Source organism: Streptomyces sp. MUM 203J, assembly GCF_022414595.1.
In the GTDB taxonomy this organism is placed as follows: Bacteria; Actinomycetota; Actinomycetes; order Streptomycetales; family Streptomycetaceae; genus Streptomyces.
On record NZ_JADWYO010000027.1, the window covers coordinates 42,037 to 60,211 of the forward strand.

Here is an 18,175-nt window from a genome sequence, read left to right on the forward strand (position 1 = left end):
CCCTCGCGCAGGGGCGTGACGCAGCGGATCGCCGTGGCTTCGGAAGGCGTCCCCGACAGGCTGCGCGGCAGTGGCTCGCGCGGCGACGGGCTGACTGCGGCCTCGTACATGATCCGCCCAAGTGTCATGCTCAGCCCATGACTTCCCCTCCCTCCGCGGACACGTCCGAGGCGCCCCCGGCCGTTCCCGGGTTTCCCCGGATCCTCGCCCGCAGCCGACGTTTCTCCCTCGGGGTCCCGGGCCGGTTCGCGGTGTCTCCCGACGGGACGCGGGTGCTGTTCGTCCGCACCGGGTCGGGGACCGATCCGGTCGGCCGCCTCTGGCTGTTCACGGACGGCGTCGAACGGCTCCTGGCCGACCCGGTTGCGCTGGCCCCCTCACGCGTCCCGTCCGGAGATGCCGGTGACGCGGACGTACCGGAGGAGGAATCGGTACGCAGGGAGCGCGCCCGCGACATGACGTCGGGCCTCGTCGACTACGCCGCGGACCGGGATGTCCGGCTCGCCGCCTTCGCGCTCGGCGGTGTCCTGTGGGCGGTCCGGACGGAGGGCGGCGCTCCCCGGCGGATTCCCACCGCCGGGCCGGTCGTCGACCCGCGCCCCTCACCGGACGGCACGTGTGTCGCGTACGTGTCCGGGGGTGCCCTGCGGGTTGTCGGCGCCGACGGCACGGGGGACCGGGCCCTGGCCGTGCCCGAGACACCGGATGTCACGTACGGCCTGGTGGATCATGTGTCGGCGGAGTCGATCGGCCGCTCGCGCGCGTACTGGTGGTCGCCGGACGGGGACGCCCTGCTGGTCGTGCGAGTCGACCACGCCCGGGTGGAACGGTGGTTCCTGGCGGACCCGGCGAACCCCGCCCGGCCACCGCGCGTCCTGCGCCATCCGGCGGCGGGCACCGCGAACCCCGAGGTGACGGCGCACGTCCTGACACTGGACGGAGACCGTACTGCGGTCCGGCTCCCGGCGGCGGCCGACCCGGGCGGGCACCCCGGGGGCACGTGGACGGACACCCGCTACGAGTACGTGACGGCTGCCGGGTGGGACGCGCACGGCCCGTTCGTGGAGGCGCAGACCCGGGACCAGCGCACCGCCGTGCTCCTCGCGGTCGACCCGGGTACGGGCGCCGCCCGTCCGCTGCGCACCCGCCGGGACGACGCCTGGGTGCCCCTCCTGCCGGGCACGCCGGCCCGCACCGCGCGGGGGGCGCTGGTGGTCCCGGCCGTGCGGGGGGACACCTGCGGGCTGGAGATCGGGGGAGCCGTCTCCCCGACCGGCGTCCAGGTGCGCGAGGTCGTGGGCGTGTCCGGGGAGCAGGTGTTCTTCACGGCGAGCGCGGAGCCCACACAGACGCACGTGTGGACGTACGGACCGGAGGCGGGCTTCCGGCAGGTGACCGGGGAGCCGGGCCTCCACACGGCGGCGGTGGGCGGCGGCACCGTGGTGGTGTCCTCCGCGACACGCGGCGGCCGCACCGCGACGGTGCTGCGCGACGGGCGGCCGACGGCCGGTATCGGAGTCGTGGCGGAGCGGCCGCCGCTGTCCATGCGCGTCTCGCACCTGTCGTTGGGCGCCCGGCGGCTGCGCGGCCATCTGCACCTGCCCTCCTGGTACGAACCGGGGTCGGGCGCGCCGCTGCCCGTGCTGCTCAGCCCGTACGGAGGGCCGGGCCTGCAGCTGGCCGTCGAGGCGTACGGGTGGCCGAGCGCCGTGGCCCAGTGGTTCGCGGAGCAGGGGTTCGCGGTGCTGGTCACCGACGGGCGCGGCACCCCGGGGCGGGGCCGGGCGTGGGAGGTGGCCGTGCGCGGTGACCGGCTGGGGCCTGCCCTGGAGGACCAGGTGGACGCCCTGCACGCGGCGGCCGAACGGTTTCCGGGCCTGGACCTGGGACGGGTCGGCATCAGGGGCTGGTCGTACGGCGGCTACCTCGCCCTCGGAGCCGTACTGCGCCGCCCGGAGGTGTTCCACGCGGCGGTCGCGGGAGCGGCGCCTGCGGACCGGCGGCTCTACGACACGCACTGGGAGGAGCGCTTCCTCGGGCACCCGGAGGCCGATCCCGACGCGTATGCGCGGTCGTCTCTCGTCTCGGAGGCGCCCCGGCTGTCCCGTCCGCTGATGCTGGTGCACGGGCTGGCGGACGACAACGTGGTGGCGGCGCACACGCTGCGGCTGTCCTCCGCGCTCCTGGCGGCGGGCCGGCCGCACACGGTGCTGCCGCTCCCGGGGGCGACGCACCGGGTCATGCGGGAGGAGGTGGTGGCCGGTCAGCTGCGCCTCGAAGTCGGCTTCCTCAAAAGGTCGCTCGGGGTGTGAACGGCCCGCTGCCCCGCTGCGTACCCCCATGCGACGGATCGACAGGTCGATGAGCGAGTGGAAGGGGACCATGCATGACCGTAGGGAGCGGGGCAGCGCAGGGAACGGGCGGGCCGCTGGCGCGCCGTACCGTCGTCGCGGCTGCGGGGAGCGCGGGGATCGTCGCCGTGCTGACGGCGTGCGGCGGCAAGGAGGACTCGGGGGCCGGCGCCGTGAACGGCGGGGCGGCCCCCGGGGCGGGGACCGGCGGTTCGGCCGCGGCCGGGAGTTCAGGTGACTCGGGCGGTTCGGGAGGCGCGGGAAAGGTGCTGGCGAAGACCAGTGACATCCCGGAGGGCGGGGGCCGGGTCTTCGCCGACCAGGGCATCGTCGTCACCCAGCCCGCGGCGGGCGAGTTCAAGGCGTTCTCCGCCATGTGCACGCATCAGGGCTGCGCGGTGAAGGACATCAGCGACGGGATCATCAACTGCCCCTGTCACGGCAGCAAGTTCGACGCCACGGACGGCAGTGTGAAGGCGGGCCCCGCCACCACACCGCTCGCGGCCGCCTCGATCACCGTGGACGGCGACTCGATCACGCTCGCGTAGCCGGTTCACCCACGGCCCGCCCGGCCTCGCGCAGCGCCTCCACGGCCGCGCGGACGGACGGCCGCCGGTCGGCGTCCGCGCGCCACACGGCGTAGATGTGACGGCGCATCTGCTGCCGTACGGGGACCAGCACGACACCGTCGGGCACGTGGCCGCGGCCGAGGCGGGGCGTGACGCACACCCCGAGTCCGGCCTGGATGAGCGCGAGCTGTGTGTGGTGCTCTCCGGCGAAGTGGGCGATGCGGGGCTCGATGCCCTGCGAGCGCAGGGTGAACACCAGCCATTCGTAGCAGAACTCGCCCTCGGGCCAGGACACCCACTCGTCGTCCGCGAAGTCCTCCAGGCCGGTCTCGGCGCGCCCGGCGAGCGGGTGGGTGACGGGCAGCGCGACGTCGGCGGCGTCGTCGAGCAGCGCGGCCTGGACGAGCCCGCCGGGGACGGGGAGGCGCTTGTTGCTCCAGTCCAGGACGACGGCCAGGTCCACGTCGCCGCGCAGGACGGCGCGAATGCCGTCCTCCGGCTCCAGTTCGCTGCTGCGGACGCGCAGATCGGGATGCAGGGTCCGGAGGGAGGTGACGGCGTGCGGGAACAGTCCGCGTGCGGCGGTCGGGAATCCGGCCACGCGGACCTCCCCGACGACCTGCCCGCGCTGGGCCTCGATCTCCGCCTGGGCGAGTTCGACCTGCGAAAGGATGCGGGCCGCGTGCGAGGCGAGCAGCTCGCCGGCGTCGGTGAGCCGGACGCCGCGGCCGTTCCTGGCCACGAGCTGCTGTCCCACCTCGCGCTCCAGCTTGGACAGTTGCTGGGAGACGGCGGAGGTCGTGACGTGCAGTCCTTCGGCGGCACCGCTCACCGAGCCGTGACGGGCGAGGGCGTCCAGGGTCCGCAGGCGCTCCAGATTCAACATGTAAGTCATACTAATCAGATCCCTTGAGGAAATCTCACTTGTCCTAAGAGATCGTTCCGGTCATCGTGGACGGCATGCCGACCCCGACCCGCCCTCGCCTGCCCCTGGCCGACCGCGCCCCGGGGCCCGGCACCGCCGCCTCCTCCCGTCCGCCCCGCGTCGACTGGCGGCTCCGGTTCGCCGTACTGGCGCTCGTCTGGGGTTTCAGCTTCCTTCTGATCAAGGTGGGCACGCAGGCCTTCGCGCCGTTCCATGTGACGTTCGGGCGGCTGCTGTTCGGTACGGCGGTGCTGGCCGTGGCCATGGCGGTGCGGAGGGCGGGACTGCCGCGGGGGGCGCGCACCTGGGGGCATCTGGCGGTGGCGGCGTTCTTCCTGAACGCGCTGCCGTTCTCGCTCTTCGCCTACGCGGAGCTGACGATCCCGTCGACGCTGGCGGGGATATGCAACGCCACCTCGCCGCTGTGGGGCATGGCTCTGTCGCTGGTCGCGCTGTCCGAGGACCGGCCGACGCGGCGGCGGGTGGCAGGGCTCGGGCTGGGCTTCCTCGGAGTGCTGACGGTCCTGGGCGCCTGGCAGGGCTTCTCGGGGATAGACGCGGCCGGAACCGCCATGGCGCTGGGCGCGTCGCTGAGCTACCCGATCGGCTGGATCTATGTGCGGCGCACACTGGCCGGGCGGACCGAGTCGCATCTGTCGCTGACCGGAGCGCAGCTGATGCTGGCGACGGCGCAGCTGGCCGTGGTCACGCCGCTGTTCGCCGGTCCGCCCGCCGCCTTCCCGCTGCTCCCCCTGCTCGCGGTCGTCGCACTGGGGGCGCTCGGCACGGGGATGGCGATGCTGCTCCAGTACGGGATCGTGGCGGAGGTCGGGCCGACCACGGGGCAGATGGTCACGTACTTCATCCCGGTCATCGCGACGGCGGCCGGCGTGACCCTGCTGGACGAGCAGCTCACCTGGAACACGCCGGTCGGCGCCCTCATCGTGCTGGCCGGAGCGGCCCTCACCCAGAGCCGCAGCACCCCACGCGCATCACGGCAGCGGTAACCCGGGGCGGCCAGGCACCCGGCACCCGATGGCCCGACACCCGCCCGGGAGCCCGGGCGGGCCGGCCCCGTCCGCCGGGAGCCCGGCGGCCACGCCGCCACCCGTGCCCCCACCGCCCCGCCCTCAGCCGTAGCGGCGTGCGGGCATCGGCCCCGTGGCAGCCGCGACCGCCTCCGCCAGGGGCTCGATGTCGGCCGCCGTCAGGGCGGAGACGGTGAGCCGCACTCCCGGGCCGGACGCGAGCCGGAACCGGGCCCCGGGCGTGACGGCCCATCCCGCGTGGAGCAGCCGGGCGACGGTGCCGGTCTCGTCGTCGACCGGTACCCACACATTCATCCCGCTGCGCCCGTGCGCCTCCACACCGCGGGCCGCCAGGGCACGGAGCAGGGCCTCGCGCCGCCCCCCGTAGGACCGCGCCACGGCGAACGCGTCCACGGCACCGGCCCCCCACAGGTGGGCGACGGCCCGCTGCAGGATCCGGCTCACCCAGCCGGGGCCGAGCCGCTGGCGGCCCAGCACCCGGTCGACGGTGACCTCGTCCCCGGTGAGCGCGGCCACCCGGAGGTCCGGCCCGTACGCCTTGGCGACCGACCTGACGAACGCCCAGTGACGGGTGGTTCCGGCGAGCGGGTGCAGCGGGGCGTCGACGAAGCCGTGCCCGTGGTCGTCCTCCACGAGCAGCACCCCGGGGTGGGCGGCCAGGACGCGGCGCAGCTCCAGGGCCCGGTCCGCGCCGACCGCCGCCCCGGTGGGGTTCTGCGCCCGGCAGGTCACGACCAGGGCCCGCGCCCCGTCCTGCAGGGCCCGCTCGACCTCGCCGGGCAGCGGCCCGTCGTCGTCGAGCCGTACGGGGACGGGCCGCAGCCCCAGGGCGGGCACCAGGTCCAGCACGCTGCCCCACCCCGGGTCCTCGACCGCCACGGCGTCCCCGGGCCGCAGGTGTGCCGCCAGGACCCGCTCCATGGCGTCCAGCGACCCCGAGGTGACGGCGACCGGACCGGCGGGCACCCCGTCGGCGTCCAGCGCGGCCCGCGCCAGCCGTACGAACCCCTCGTCCACCGGGGCCTCCCCGTACAGTCCGGGCGCCGCGTCGTTCTGCCGCGCCGCTGCCGCCAGCGCCTCGCCCAGCGGCGGGAGCAGCGAGGTGTCCGGGTTGCCCGAGCCCACGTCCCGCACACCCTCGGGGGCCTCGATCCGCACGCTGCCCCGGGCGGTCGTGGCGGGCCGGGAGCGCACGCGGCTGCCCCGGCGCCCCGCGGTCTCGATCACCCCCCGCTCGCGCAGCGTGCGGTAGGCGGCGGCGACGGTGTTCGGATTGACCCCCAGATCCCTGGCCAACTCCCGCATGGGAGGAAGCAGTTCACCAGGGGACAGCGCTCCCGCGCCGACACCCCGCTCCACACTGGCCGCGATGTCGGATGCGCGGCGCCCTTCGATCCGATATTCTCCTAGCACAAACAACATTATGCACTAGTGCAATAGGGGATGGCCGTGACGGAAGCCGCAGCGACGACAACCGCGGGAACTGCACCGGAGCTCCCGGCCTACGAGCCGACGGAGCGGACCGTCCCGACCCGCTCCCGCGAGCGGGCCTCGTACGACAAGACTCTCGTCCACGCGATACTCGACGAGGCCTACCTCTGCCACCTCGGCTTCGTGCGCGACGGCGCTCCGGTCGTGCTGCCGACGCTGTACGCACGGGTGGGCGACCGGCTCTACGTCCACGGCTCGACAGGATCGCGTCCCCTGCGGATGGCGCGCGAACAGCGCGAGGAGGAACCCGGGCTGGCGGTCTGCGTGACCGTCACCCACGTCGACGGCCTGGTGCTGGCCCGCTCGGCCTTCCACCACTCGATCAACTACCGCTCGGCCGTGGTCCACGGCATCGCTTGCCAGGTCACGGACGAGGCGGAGAAGCGGATGGCGCTGGACGCCCTCGTCGACCAGGTCGTCCCCGGCCGGTCCCGTGACTCGCGCCCCGCCAACGCCAAGGAGCTGGCAGCGACCGCCGTCCTCCGCCTCGACCTGGCCGAGGTGTCCGCCAAGGTGCGCACCGGCGGCGCCAACGACGAGCCGGAGGACCTGAGTCTCCCCCACTGGGCCGGAGTCGTCCCGGTCGCGCCCCGCCACGGCGCCCCCGTCCCCAACGGCGACCTGGAGCCGTCCATCGCCCTGCCCGGCTACCTCGCCGCGCCGAAGCGCTGAGACCTGGCCGGGACGGAGGAACACGGGACCGGGAGACAGGCACCATGCTCATCCATCCCTGGGACGCGGCGCGGGACGACTCGGAGTGGAGGGAGTGGCTCGGGCACCACGACTTCGGGCAGCTCGCCGTCAACGGCCCGGCCGACGGCCCGCCGTGGGTCCAGCCACTGCACTTCCGGTACGACTCCGAACCCGGCCCGTACGGCGAGGTCGTCACCCACCTGGCCCGGCCCAACCCGCTGTGGCGGGACCTGGAGGCCCGGCCCCGGGTGACGCTCAGCGTCGTCGACGACTACGCGTTCGTCCCCGGCCCCTGGGCCGCACCCCCTGAGGACCCGCCCGAGCACGGCACGCCGACCTCGTTCTACTCGGCGGTCCAGTTGGTCTGCACCGCGCACATCGTGGACGATCCGGCCGCCAAGGCGGAGCTTCTCAACCGCCAGGTCGACCACTTCCAGCCGGAGGGCGGCTCGGCCCGGGTGGCTGTGGACGAGGGGCCGTACAGCAGGCGGCTGCCCGGCCTGCGCGCGCTGCGGCTGGAGGTGACCGGCGTGCGGGCCAAGTTCAAGTACGGAGCCAACAAGCCGGAGGCCGTGGGGGACCGGATAGCCGCCGGGCTCGCGGCCCGGGGCGCCCCGCTGGACGCGGCGGCGCACGCCCAGCAGCGGCGCCGCCGCGCCCGGGCGTGACCCCGGCTTACGCGCAGGGCCGCGGCAGCCGGGGCCCGACGGCCCTCAGGCCGTGACGGCCTCCCGGCGCCGCACGGCCGCCAGCCGGGTCTCGGCCAGCGTCAGGCCGGTCACCGCAGCGAGCAGCAGCAGCGTCCCGGCCACGGTCGCCGCAGTCAGCCGCTCACCGAGCAGCGTGACGGCGATGACCGCCGCGCTCACCGGCTCCAGCAGCATGATCACCGACACCGTCGCGGCCCGGACGACGGCCGCCCCCGCGAAGTACAGCGCGTAGGCCAACGCAGTCGGCACCGCCGCCACGTATGCGAGCAGCACCAGCACCTGGACCGGCTGAGCGGTGTGCGGCAACAGCCCCTCCGCCCCGGCGAAAGGCAGCAGCCCGATCGCCCCGATGCCGAACGCCCAGGTGCTGGTCGCCATCGCGTCGGCCCCGCCCCCGTCACGCCCCAGCCACCGGGTGATCAGCGTGACGGCGGCATACCCGGCGGCCGACAGCAGCGCCAGGGCCACACCCGCGGGCCGTACGGTCCCGGCATCACCGCCGAGCACCAGGACGGCGAGCCCCGCCAGCGCGCCGCCGACCGCCACCGTGCCACCGCCCCCGAGCCGTTCCCCCAGCGTCAGGCGCGCGCCCAGGGCGATGAGGACGGGTCCGGCGCCCAGCGTGACGACGGTGCCGACGGCGAGCCCGGTCGCCTCGACGGCGGCGAAGTAGGCGCTCTGGAACATGGTGAGCCCGATCCCCGTACCGAGGATCCGCAGCAGCCTGCGCCGTCGCGGCTCGGCCGCCGCGACAGCGGCCGGGGCGGATCCGGCTGTCCGGCGCCTGCGCACCGCGAGCACAGCGAGCATCAGGGCGAGCCCGCCGGCGCAGCGCCAGAACGACAGGGCGAGCGGGCCCAGGTCGCTGACCCGGTACACCAGCGAGGCCGCCGCCCCGGCGGTGCCCCAGGCGATCCCGGCGACGATCAGACAGAGGAGTGCCCGCCCGACGGACATGGACGCGGGCATACGGACAGGATTCGACACGTGACTTCTCCCGGAAGGAGGACGGATTTGACTGGTCGCCTGCTCCGCGGGCAGCGACGAGCCGCTCGGGGACTACCCCGAGCCCGGTCCTCGTCAGGAGATGGCCGCCCGCGCTACGCGGCGGGCGGCGGAAGAACGGTCGAATGCATGATCGGCACCCTACGCGGAGGACCGCCCGGCCGACAACCGGCCCGTGTCGGCCCCCGGGCTCTCGGGCGTCTCCGCTCCAGAACCCGCCACCGGCCCCGACGGCGGCGCCTTGGGCGTGGACGACTGGGCGATGAACGCCCCGACCAGCACGAGCACCCCGCCGACGATCTGCGGCGTCGAGAGGTGCTCCTTCAGCAGCACCCACGCCAGCACCGTCGCGATGACCGCCTCCAGGCAGGCCACCACTCCGGCCACCTGCGGGGACAGCCTCCGCACCGAGATGACGCCGGTGACGTACGCCAGCACGGTCGCGATCAGGACGACCCAGCCGAGCAGCAGCCAGGCGGGCACGGCCGTCCCGCCCAGGTCGGCGGCGCCGCGCAGCACCCGCACGTCCATGTCCCAGGGGCGGGCGACGGCGGTCAGGACGAGCGCACCGACGAGCAGCCCGTACGCGATGACGCCCAGCGGGTCCGCCGGTTCGGCCTCGTCACTTCCCTGGTCGGACAGGATGAAGTAGCCGACCTGGCAGCAGGCCGCGCCCAGCGCGAGGACCAGCCCCAGGACATCGAAGCCGAGCCCCGCCCAGACCTCGACCACACAGGCGAGCCCCGTGACGGCGAGGACCACGCCGACGGCGGCGGCCCTGGTCACCGGACGCCGCTGGACGAACCGCACCCAGCCAAGCACCAGAGCGGGGGCGAGGTACTCGATGAGCAGCGCGACCCCGACGGGGATCCGGGACAGCGCGGCGAAGTAGAACGCCTGGACGCCCGCGACGGCGAGCAGCCCGAACCCGGCCAGCAGGGCGGGTCTCCGACGCAGCAGCGCACGGTGCCGCCAGGCCACGGGCAGCATGACGAGCGCGGCGCCGGCGACCCGGAGCCACACCACGTGCAGCGGGTCGAGGCCCGCCTCGATGAGCGGCTTGGCCGCCACCCCTGATCCACCGAATGCGAACGCCGAGGCCAGGGCCAGTCCCAGGCCGGCGCTTCTCACCTGAGACGCGTGCATCGGCACATGATGGCAGGGAGCGTTCAGCAGCGTAAGTGCTGTCGCACCTGTTGAGACGGCGGGCGCTCCCACCCGGGGCGGGCATCCGGCCCGGCGGGCGCCCCGGCGCATGGATGCCGCGTGGCAGCCCGTTCGAAGCCGCTGGTCCCGGCCCGCACCGGACCAGCCGTGTCCGCCGGCGAGAATGCAGTCCAGTCACCCGCGATTGGACTTGGCCGACGGCCTCCCGCCGCCTCTACGGTCGGCCCATGCGAATCCGAATCGTCGACGCCTTCACCGACCGCCCGTTCTCCGGCAATCCCGCGGCTGTCGTGCTCCTCGACGCCTTCCCCGACGACGACCGGCTCCAGCGGGTGGCCGCCGAGATGAACCTCTCCGAGACCGCGTTCGCGCACCCGCTGCCGGAGGGCGGCGACGCCGACTGGGCGCTGCGCTGGTTCACTCCGGTCGCCGAGGTCGACATGTGCGGTCACGCCACCCTGGCCACCGCGCACGTACTGCGGACCACCGGCCGGTCGGCCGGCGCCGTGCGCTTCGCCGCGCGCTGCGGCGTCCTGACCGCCACGGCGACCGGGGACGGGACGGTCACGATGGACTTCCCCACCTCGCCGCTCACCCCGGTGGAGACGCCGAAGGGCCTCGCCGAGGTGCTGGGCTCCGACGTCCTGTCCGTGCACGACACGGCCGAGCACATCGGTGACCTGCTGGTGGAACTGAGGGACGAAGCGGCCGTGCGCTCCCTCGCACCGGACCTGGCCGCGCTCGCCGCGCTGTCGAAGCGGGGCGTCATCGCCACGGCCGCCGCCGAGGACCCGGCCCGTGGCCTCGACTTCGTGTCGCGCTGCTTCTTCCCCCGGCTGGGCATCGACGAGGACCCGGTCACGGGCAGCGCGCACACGGCGCTGGCGCCCTTCTGGTCGGCCCGCCTCGGCCGGTCCGAGCTGACGGGCCTCCAGGGCGGGGCCCGCACCGGGGTCGTCCGTACGGCGCTGCGTGGAGAGCGCACCCTGCTGACGGGTCACGCGGTGACCGTCCTGGAGGGTGACCTGCTCGCCTGAGCAGGGCGTCCGGGCCCGGCTGCCGCCCGGGCCCGCTCACGGCGTGGGCAGCCACCCCACCTCCCCGGCGAGCAGCCCGTACCCGACGAAGGCGACGATGTCGAGGAGCGCGTGCGCCGCCACGAGCGGCCCGACCCTCCCCCACCGCCGGTACAGCCAGACGAACACCACGCCCATCACCATGTTGCCGACGAAACCGCCGATGCCCTGGTAGAGGTGGTACGAGCCGCGCAGCACCGAGCTGGCCGCCAGCGACCGCGCCGGGGACCAGCCCAGCTGGTCGAGCCTGCGCAGCAGATAGCCGACGACGATCACCTCCTCCACCACGGAGTTCTGCAGCGCGGAGAGGATCAGCACCGGGTACTTCCACCACACCTCGGGCAGCGACTCCGGCACGACCGTGAGGTTGAAGCCGCCGGCCCGGGCGGCCAGATAGAAGGCGAGCCCGGCGCTGCCGATCCCGGCCGCGACCAGCGCGCCGCGCCCCAGGTCCTGCCAGGGGGCGCGCCGGTCGAAGCCGATGGCGCGCAGCCCGGTCCCCTCGCGGAGCAGCAGATGGGCGACCAGCACGACGGGGACCAGTGCCGTGCCGATGGCGAACAGCTGCCAGGCCAGGTCCAGCCAGGGCCGCCCGGGGGCGTAGGAGCTGTTGAGCCTGGCCGCCTGGTCCTGGAGGCCGCCGGGCCTGGTGAGCGCCCCGACGAAACTGATCACCGAGGAGACGGCGCTGGCGCCCAGCGAGAGCGCCAGCACGATCAGGGTCTCGGACCGCAGAATCCGGCGCGTGCCCGGGTCGGCCACGCGGGGACCGCCCGCGCCGTCCCCGGGGCCACCCGCCCCGCCTCCCGGTCCGCCCGCCCCGCCCCCGGAGCCGCCCGCCCCGCCCGTCCGCTCCCGCACGCCGCGCCACCTTCCGCTCATGGATCTCGCGCGGTCCAGCTTGCCCGACGCGGCCGCCCACCGTGCATCCGGTCCCGGGGCGACCCGCCTCACGACCCGCCCCGCCCGGTTTTCCCCGGCCCCTCAGCGTGTGCGCTGCGGATACGGCCCCGGGAACCGGACCGGCCACGTGTGCACGGGTTCGCCCCGCAGCGACAGCTCCCGGTAGCGGCGGGCGGTGGCGGCCAGCGCGGCCTCCCGGTCGAGTCCGGCCTCGACAGCCCGGCGGAAGGTCTCCACCTGCCAGGTCGCGCCGTTCACCCGCCTCCGGCAGCGTTCCTCGATCACGCCCAGCGTGCGGTCCCGGTCGGCGGGCTCGATGCCCCACGCGTCCAGCCCCGCCGCGGCGAGCGGGAGCAGCTCGTCCCGTACGAGCTTCACGGCGGGCACAGCGCTCACCCCGCCCCCGCGCCCGGGGCGCGGCCAGCGCAGCTCGGCGTCGATGCCGTGCCGGCAGGCGGCGTCGAAGTTGGCCGCCGCGTCCTCGAAGGGCATCCGCCGCCACACCGGCCGGGCGTCCTCGGCCAGGGCCCGCACCAGTCCGTAGTAGAAGGCGGCGTTGGCGACGACGTCGTCCACGGTCGGCCCGGCCGGCAGCACACGGTTCTCCACCCTGAGGTGCGGGACCCCGTCGACGGTCCCGTACACGGGCCGGTTCCAGCGGTAGACGGTCCCGTTGTGCAGGACGAGTTCGTGCAGACCGGGGGTGCCGCCGTCATCCAGGACACGCAGCGGGTCCTCCTCCCCGCACAGCGGCAGCAGCGAGGGGAAGTACCGCAGGTTCTCCTCGAAGAGTTCGTACGCCGAGTCCACCCACCGCTCCCCGAACCAGGTGCGCGGCCGTACGCCCTGGGCCTTGAGTTCCGGCGGCCGGGTGTCCGTGGCCTGCTCGAACAGCGGCGGCCGGGTCTCCCGCCACACCTCGCGGCCGAAGAGGAACGGCGCGTTGGCCCCCACGGCGATCTGCACCGCGGCCACCGCCTGCGCCGCGTTCCACACGTCCGCGAACCGAGCCGGGGTGACCTGGAGGTGCAGCTGCACGGAGGTGCAGGCGGCCTCCGGGGTGATGGAGGCCGCCGTGCAGTTGAGCCGCTCCACCCCGTCGATGTCCAGGGTGAAGTCCTCACCGCGCGCCTGCAGGACCTGCTCGTTGAGCAGCAGGTAGCGGTCGCCGGCCGACATGTTGGCGAGGTCCACGTCCTGCCGGGTGAGTGTGGGCAGTATCCCGATCATGACGATCCCGGCACCCAGCTCCTCGGCCTTGCGGTGGGCGTAGCCCAGCCCGGTGCGCAGTTCCTCCGTGAGCTGTGAGAAAACATGCCCGGCGAGCCGGTGCGGAGTCACGTTCAATTCCAGGTTGAACATTCCCAGCTCGGTCTGGAAATCCCGGCTCGCGATGCGCTCCAGCACCTCGCTGTTCATCATCCTGGGCAGCCCGTCGGCGCCAGCGAGATTGAGTTCGATCTCCAGCCCCATCAGATTGCGGGGCCGGTCGAAACGGCGCTCGGCCAGCATCCGCTCCAGCGCCGCCAGGCACTGCCGGAGCTTCCGCCGGTAGCACTGCCGGTCCGCCAGGTCGAACGCCACTGCCGCGACCTTCTCCCCCATGGAAGGGTCCCTCCTCGCGTGGGTGGCACGCGGCGCCGCCGCTCGCGTCCCGGACGATGATGCCCAGCCCGGCCGATCCGTAACGCACTGGTCGGCAGGGCTTTACCGCTAGGCTGGCCCGGGCAATCCTCCGGCACATTCCGGAGGCATGGATCGGCTAGCACAGCGCGGGCAGCGGCGTGGGGAAAAACTCCGACGGCTTTCGGCCGTCCGCAAGTGAATACCGGGACGGAAACCCGTATCACAACCCGGCATGAATGCCGGAAAAAGGGCACGAAACCGGGGCGCAATGACGACGCGATCCGCACTTGACGACGATATCGAAGCCGACTAGCGGAAACATCGTGTGAACATTTGTCGTATAAACTCCGCGCAGAGGCTAGAGCCGGCGCCGGGCGTGGCGCCCCGGGCGCCTCCTCCTGCCCAGCTGCTGACAGCGTCGTCCGCACCCTCCCGCGCGTCCCCCCGTGTGTCCCGAGTGAGAGGCGACCCACCATGCCGCTCCACGTCTCCCAGCCCCCCGCCGCCGCCCTGCGCACCGTCCTCGCTGCGCTCCGCTCGCCAGCGGCCCGCGAGGCAGGCACCCCGGCACTGCGTTCCGCACCCGGCCCGTTGACCGCGGACGTCCCCCTTCCCCTCCATGTGCTCGACGCCGCTCCCGGGCCCGTCGGAGCACCGCCCCGGACCCGGCTGGCCGGCTGGCGGTTCCTGATCCGCGGCGGGGAGCTCCCCCTGGCCGCCGCGGACGCGGTGCCGTCGCCGGAGGGCGAGGGCTGGGCCTTCGCCCACTTCTTCGAGGGCCCGTACATCGCCGCGACCGAGCGCGCCCTGCACCAGGCGGAGGCCGCCCAGACCCTCTGGCAGCCCCGGCTGCTGTCGGTGCCGGAGCTGTACATGCTCACGCTCTGGCTGCACGGCAACACGGAGGGCGACCCGTCGGCGGGATCACCCGCAGGTACGGACATGCTGATCCCACTGGCCCCCGCGCCGCCCGGGATCGCCGCGCACCGTCCCCACCGGGTAGCCGACCTCCTGCCGAGGCTCGCGGTCCGCCTCGTACCGCCACCGCTTCTCGGTTCGACGGCCTGATCGGCACGGGCTGAGCAGGAGCAGCATGCCCCGCGTCCTCCACGGATGCGGGGCACCGCGCCGTCCCGGGCCCGACACCGGTTCCCGCCCCCTCTGACCCCACCGGACTAGTCCGCTTCGGTCATGCTGAACCACCCGAAGAGACAGGGTGGTTGCTCTGAACCATCCGTGCGGGTGATACGTCCTTCAGCAGTAGGAAGAGCTGCCGCGAAATCCCTGCGGAATCACGCCCGTGGGGCAACACTGGGAACGGACCGATCGAAAGACGGGGGGGCGGCCATGAACACCGCATCGAGCCGCAGGACAGACTCCACATCGCAGCGAAAGAACCCTCTCATGTGCCAGCACCAGCCACCCTGCCCGACCGCTGACTCCGCAGACCGGGAGGCCGCACGTGTCGTGGCGCACCACCCGGAACAGGGCTGGAGCCTGCTGTGCAACGGCGTCCTGCTCTTCGAGGACACCGGTGAGCTGCTGCCGGACGGCCAGATCATCGCTCCGCACCGCCCGCTCACGACGGCCCGGGTCGCCAGGGCCGCGTAGCCGCCACGAGACGGCGACACCTGGCAGGAAGACACCGAAGGGGCCGACGCGGAGGATCACCTCCGCGCCGGCCCCGACGCAGTCCTCAGGCCTTGCAGGCCCTGGGCTCAGCCCTCGTACTCGTCCATCGGCGGGCAGGAGCAGACCAGGTTGCGGTCGCCGAAGGCACCGTCGATCCGGCGCACCGGCGGCCAGTACTTGTCGGCGGCCGACACGCCGGCCGGGAAGACGGCCTCCTCGCGGCTGTACGCGTGGTTCCACTCGCCGCCCAGCGCGCCCGCGGTGTGCGGGGCGTTGTGGAGCGGGTTGTCGTCGGCGGGCCACTCGCCCGTGGCGACCTTCTCGATCTCGGCACGGATCGCGATCATCGTGTCGCAGAACCGGTCGAGCTCGGTGAGGTCCTCGCTCTCGGTGGGCTCGATCATCAGCGTCCCGGCCACCGGGAACGACATGGTGGGCGCGTGGAAGCCGTAGTCGATCAGGCGCTTGGCGATGTCGTCGACGCTGACACCGGTCTCCTTGGACAGCGGGCGCAGGTCGATGATGCACTCGTGAGCGACCAGCCCGCCCGGACCGGTGTAGAGCACCGGGTAGTGCGGCTCCAGGCGCTTGGCGATGTAGTTCGCGGCCAGGACCGCGACCTGCGTGGCCCGCTTGAGGCCCTCGCCGCCCATGAGGCGCACGTACGACCAGGAGATCGGCAGGATCCCGGCGGAGCCCCAGGGCGCCGCCGAAATGGGGCCGACGCCGGTCTCCGGTCCCGCGGTCGGCTGGAGCGGGTGGTTCGGCAGGTACGGGGCGAGGTGGGCGCGCACGCCGACCGGGCCGACGCCGGGGCCTCCGCCGCCGTGCGGGATGCAGAAGGTCTTGTGCAGGTTGAGGTGCGAGACGTCGCCGCCGAACTCGCCGGGCTTGGCCAGGCCGACCAGCGCGTTGAGGTTGGCACCGTCGACGTACACCTGGCCGCCGGCCTCGTGGACCCGGGCGCAGATGTCCGCGACGTGCTCCTCGAAGACACCGTGGGTGGACGGGTAGGTGATCATGAGCACGGAGAGTTCCTCGCGGTGCTTCTCGATCTTCGCCCGCAGGTCGTCGACGTCGATCTCGCCGTCGTCGGAGGTCTTGACGACGACGACCTTCATCCCGGCCATGACGGCCGACGCGGCGTTGGTGCCGTGCGCGGACGACGGGATGAGGCAGATCGTGCGCTGGGTGTCGCCGTTGGCGCGGTGATAGGCGCGCACGGCGAGCAGACCGGCGAGCTCGCCCTGCGAACCGGCGTTGGGCTGGATCGACACCTTGTCGTAGCCGGTGACCTCGGCGAGGCGCTCCTCCAGCTCACTGATCAGGGTCAGATAGCCCTGCGCCTGCCCGACTGGCGCGAAGGGGTGCAGGCCGCCGAACTCGGGCCAGGTCACCGGCTCCATCTCGGTGGTCGCGTTCAGCTTCATGGTGCAGGAGCCGAGCGGGATCATGCCGCGGTCCAGCGCGTAGTCGCGGTCCGCGAGCTTGCGCAGGTAGCGCAGCATGGCGGTCTCGGAGCGGTGTGCGTGGAAGACCGGGTGGGTCAGGTAGTCGTCGGTGCGCAGCAGGCCCTCGGGCAGCGCGTCGGCGGTGTCGGCGTCCAGCGCCTCGATGTCGCCGGCGACGCCGAAGGCCTCCCACACGGCGGTGAGCTGGACACGGCCGGTGGTCTCGTCGCAGGAGGCCGAGACGTGGTCGGCGTCGACGAGGTGCAGGTTGACCCCGCCCTCGCGGGCCGCTGCGACGACCTCGGCGGCCTTGCCGGGCACCCGGGCGGTGACGGTGTCGAAGAAGCCTTCGTGCAGCACCTCGACACCCCCGGCGCGCAGCCCGGCGGCGAGGATCGCGGCGTACCGGTGGGTGCGCCGTGCGATCTCCTTGAGGCCCTCGGGACCGTGGTACACCGCGTACATGCCGGCCATGACGGCGAGGAGCACCTGGGCGGTGCAGATGTTGCTGGTGGCCTTCTCGCGGCGGATGTGCTGCTCGCGGGTCTGGAGGGCCAGGCGGTAGGCCTTGTCGCCGTCCGCGTCGACGGAGACACCGACGAGACGGCCGGGCAGGTTGCGGGCGTAGGCGTCACGGACGGCCATGTAGCCGGCGTGCGGGCCGCCGAAGCCCATCGGGACGCCGAAGCGCTGCGTGGTGCCGACGGCGATGTCGGCACCGAGGGCGCCCGGGGAGGCCAGCAGGGTGAGCGCCAGCAGGTCGGCGGCGACGGTGACGACGGCGCCGAGTTCGTGGGCGGCGTCGACCAGCGGCTTGATGTCGCGGACGGCGCCGGAGGCACCCGGGTACTGGATGAGGACGCCGAACACACCGCGCTCGGCCACCTCGGCCGGGATGCCGTCGCCGAGGTCCGCGACGACGACCTCCACGCCGGTCGGTTCGGCGCGCGTCCGGATGACGGCGACGGTCTGCGGCAGGGCGTCGGCGTCGACGAGGAAGACGCCGTTCTTGACCTTGCCGACACGCCGCGAGAGAGACATGGCCTCCGCCGCCGCGGTGCCCTCGTCGAGCAGCGACGCACCGGAGGTGGGCAGACCGGTCAGGTCCGCGACCATGGTCTGGAAGTTCAGCAGCGCCTCGAGGCGCCCCTGGGAGATCTCCGGCTGGTACGGGGTGTAGGCCGTGTACCAGGCGGGGTTCTCCATCACGTTGCGGAGGATCACCGGCGGGGTGAAGGTGCCGTAGTAGCCGAGACCGATCATCGGGGCGAGGACCTGGTTGCGGTCCGCGAGGGAGCGCAGCTCCGCGAGGACCTCGGCCTCCGAGCGGGCCTCGGGCAGGCCGAGCGCCTCGGCACTCTTGATGACGTCCGGCACCGCGGCCGCAGTCAGCTCGTCGAGCGAGCCGTAGCCGACCTGTGCGAGCATCTTGGCGCGCGCCCCGGCGTCGGGACCGATGTGGCGCTGCTCGAAGGGGGTGCCCCGCTCGAGCTGGGAGAGCGGAATGCGGTTGGCGGTCATGACGGG

Annotated in this window: 15 protein-coding genes; 8 read left to right on the plus strand and 7 right to left on the minus strand. The window is 73.7% G+C overall.

Annotated features, from left to right (window positions below):
* Positions 1-137: 137 nt before the first annotated feature.
* Complete coding sequence (locus tag I3F58_RS15960) at positions 138-2,312, plus strand: prolyl oligopeptidase family serine peptidase (RefSeq protein WP_240109271.1); 2,175 nt, start codon at positions 138-140, stop codon at positions 2,310-2,312.
* Between the two features lie 74 nt (positions 2,313-2,386).
* Positions 2,387-2,899 (plus strand): Rieske (2Fe-2S) protein, encoded by a 513-nt coding sequence (locus I3F58_RS15965; RefSeq protein ID WP_240109272.1) that lies wholly within the window; start codon positions 2,387-2,389, stop codon positions 2,897-2,899.
* Here I3F58_RS15965 and I3F58_RS15970 read toward each other — a convergent pair.
* Positions 2,886-3,806, minus strand: a complete 921-nt coding sequence (locus I3F58_RS15970) for a LysR family transcriptional regulator (RefSeq protein ID WP_240109273.1) — start codon at positions 3,804-3,806, stop codon at positions 2,886-2,888. The genes I3F58_RS15965 and I3F58_RS15970 overlap by 14 nt on opposite strands.
* A 74-nt stretch (positions 3,807-3,880) precedes the next feature.
* On the opposite strand from I3F58_RS15970, the gene I3F58_RS15975 reads away from it, so the two are divergent.
* Positions 3,881-4,852, plus strand: coding sequence for a DMT family transporter (locus I3F58_RS15975; protein ID WP_240109274.1), 972 nt, complete (start codon positions 3,881-3,883; stop codon positions 4,850-4,852).
* Positions 4,853-4,975: 123 nt separating this feature from the next.
* On the opposite strand, the gene I3F58_RS15980 is transcribed toward I3F58_RS15975, so the two are convergent.
* Positions 4,976-6,307 carry an aminotransferase class I/II-fold pyridoxal phosphate-dependent enzyme gene (locus tag I3F58_RS15980; protein ID WP_240109275.1) on the minus strand — a complete coding sequence of 444 codons (1,332 nt, stop codon included), beginning with the start codon at positions 6,305-6,307 and terminating at the stop codon, positions 4,976-4,978.
* A 30-nt stretch (positions 6,308-6,337) separates the two neighbouring features.
* Between I3F58_RS15980 and I3F58_RS15985 the strand changes: the two genes are divergently transcribed.
* Positions 6,338-7,057: a pyridoxamine 5'-phosphate oxidase family protein gene (locus I3F58_RS15985; RefSeq protein ID WP_374207981.1), complete on the plus strand. Its 720-nt coding sequence runs from the start codon at positions 6,338-6,340 to the stop codon at positions 7,055-7,057.
* Between the two features lie 44 nt (positions 7,058-7,101).
* Entirely contained in the window at positions 7,102-7,746 is a 645-nt protein-coding gene (locus I3F58_RS15990; RefSeq protein WP_240109277.1) for an FMN-binding negative transcriptional regulator, read from the plus strand.
* Between the two features lie 45 nt (positions 7,747-7,791).
* On the opposite strand, the gene I3F58_RS15995 is transcribed toward I3F58_RS15990, so the two are convergent.
* Both I3F58_RS15995 and I3F58_RS16000 read right to left on the minus strand, forming a co-directional pair.
* Positions 7,792-8,757: a DMT family transporter gene (locus tag I3F58_RS15995; RefSeq protein ID WP_240109278.1), complete on the minus strand. Its 966-nt coding sequence runs from the start codon at positions 8,755-8,757 to the stop codon at positions 7,792-7,794.
* 177 nt (positions 8,758-8,934) lie between these two features.
* Positions 8,935-9,939, minus strand: a complete 1,005-nt coding sequence (locus I3F58_RS16000) for a DMT family transporter (RefSeq protein WP_240109279.1) — start codon at positions 9,937-9,939, stop codon at positions 8,935-8,937.
* A gap of 248 nt (positions 9,940-10,187) precedes the next feature.
* Here I3F58_RS16000 and I3F58_RS16005 point away from each other — a divergent pair, with 248 nt between their 5' ends.
* Positions 10,188-10,997: a PhzF family phenazine biosynthesis protein gene (locus I3F58_RS16005; protein WP_240109280.1), complete on the plus strand. Its 810-nt coding sequence runs from the start codon at positions 10,188-10,190 to the stop codon at positions 10,995-10,997.
* A gap of 36 nt (positions 10,998-11,033) precedes the next feature.
* Here the strand turns inward: I3F58_RS16005 and I3F58_RS16010 are convergent, their stop codons facing one another.
* Positions 11,034-11,798 (minus strand): CPBP family intramembrane glutamic endopeptidase, encoded by a 765-nt coding sequence (locus I3F58_RS16010; RefSeq protein ID WP_240109296.1) that lies wholly within the window; start codon positions 11,796-11,798, stop codon positions 11,034-11,036.
* 222 nt (positions 11,799-12,020) lie between these two features.
* Entirely contained in the window at positions 12,021-13,544 is a 1,524-nt protein-coding gene (locus tag I3F58_RS16015; protein ID WP_240109281.1) for a glutamate-cysteine ligase family protein, read from the minus strand.
* A gap of 495 nt (positions 13,545-14,039) precedes the next feature.
* Between I3F58_RS16015 and I3F58_RS16020 the strand changes: the two genes are divergently transcribed.
* Both I3F58_RS16020 and I3F58_RS16025 read left to right on the plus strand, forming a co-directional pair.
* Positions 14,040-14,633 (plus strand): hypothetical protein, encoded by a 594-nt coding sequence (locus I3F58_RS16020; protein ID WP_240109282.1) that lies wholly within the window; start codon positions 14,040-14,042, stop codon positions 14,631-14,633.
* 336 nt (positions 14,634-14,969) lie between these two features.
* Positions 14,970-15,176: a DUF5999 family protein gene (locus I3F58_RS16025; RefSeq protein WP_308355028.1), complete on the plus strand. Its 207-nt coding sequence runs from the start codon at positions 14,970-14,972 to the stop codon at positions 15,174-15,176.
* 107 nt (positions 15,177-15,283) lie between these two features.
* Here the strand turns inward: I3F58_RS16025 and gcvP are convergent, their stop codons facing one another.
* Positions 15,284-18,169, minus strand: a complete 2,886-nt coding sequence (gene gcvP / locus I3F58_RS16030) for an aminomethyl-transferring glycine dehydrogenase (protein ID WP_240109284.1) — start codon at positions 18,167-18,169, stop codon at positions 15,284-15,286.
* Between the last annotated feature and the right edge of the window lie 6 nt (positions 18,170-18,175).

Coding starts and splice junctions, on each gene's coding strand:
- I3F58_RS15960 (WP_240109271.1), top strand. CDS start 138: ATGACTTCCCCTCCCTCCGCGGACACGTCCGAGGCGCCCCCGGCCGTT.
- I3F58_RS15965 (WP_240109272.1), top strand. CDS start 2,387: ATGACCGTAGGGAGCGGGGCAGCGCAGGGAACGGGCGGGCCGCTGGCG.
- I3F58_RS15970 (WP_240109273.1), bottom strand. CDS start 3,806: ATGTTGAATCTGGAGCGCCTGCGGACCCTGGACGCCCTCGCCCGTCAC.
- I3F58_RS15975 (WP_240109274.1), top strand. CDS start 3,881: ATGCCGACCCCGACCCGCCCTCGCCTGCCCCTGGCCGACCGCGCCCCG.
- I3F58_RS15985 (WP_374207981.1), top strand. CDS start 6,338: ATGGCCGTGACGGAAGCCGCAGCGACGACAACCGCGGGAACTGCACCG.
- I3F58_RS15990 (WP_240109277.1), top strand. CDS start 7,102: ATGCTCATCCATCCCTGGGACGCGGCGCGGGACGACTCGGAGTGGAGG.
- I3F58_RS15995 (WP_240109278.1), bottom strand. CDS start 8,757: ATGCCCGCGTCCATGTCCGTCGGGCGGGCACTCCTCTGTCTGATCGTC.
- I3F58_RS16000 (WP_240109279.1), bottom strand. CDS start 9,939: ATGCACGCGTCTCAGGTGAGAAGCGCCGGCCTGGGACTGGCCCTGGCC.
- I3F58_RS16005 (WP_240109280.1), top strand. CDS start 10,188: ATGCGAATCCGAATCGTCGACGCCTTCACCGACCGCCCGTTCTCCGGC.
- I3F58_RS16015 (WP_240109281.1), bottom strand. CDS start 13,544: ATGGGGGAGAAGGTCGCGGCAGTGGCGTTCGACCTGGCGGACCGGCAG.
- I3F58_RS16020 (WP_240109282.1), top strand. CDS start 14,040: ATGCCGCTCCACGTCTCCCAGCCCCCCGCCGCCGCCCTGCGCACCGTC.
- I3F58_RS16025 (WP_308355028.1), top strand. CDS start 14,970: ATGTGCCAGCACCAGCCACCCTGCCCGACCGCTGACTCCGCAGACCGG.
- gcvP (WP_240109284.1), bottom strand. CDS start 18,169: ATGACCGCCAACCGCATTCCGCTCTCCCAGCTCGAGCGGGGCACCCCC.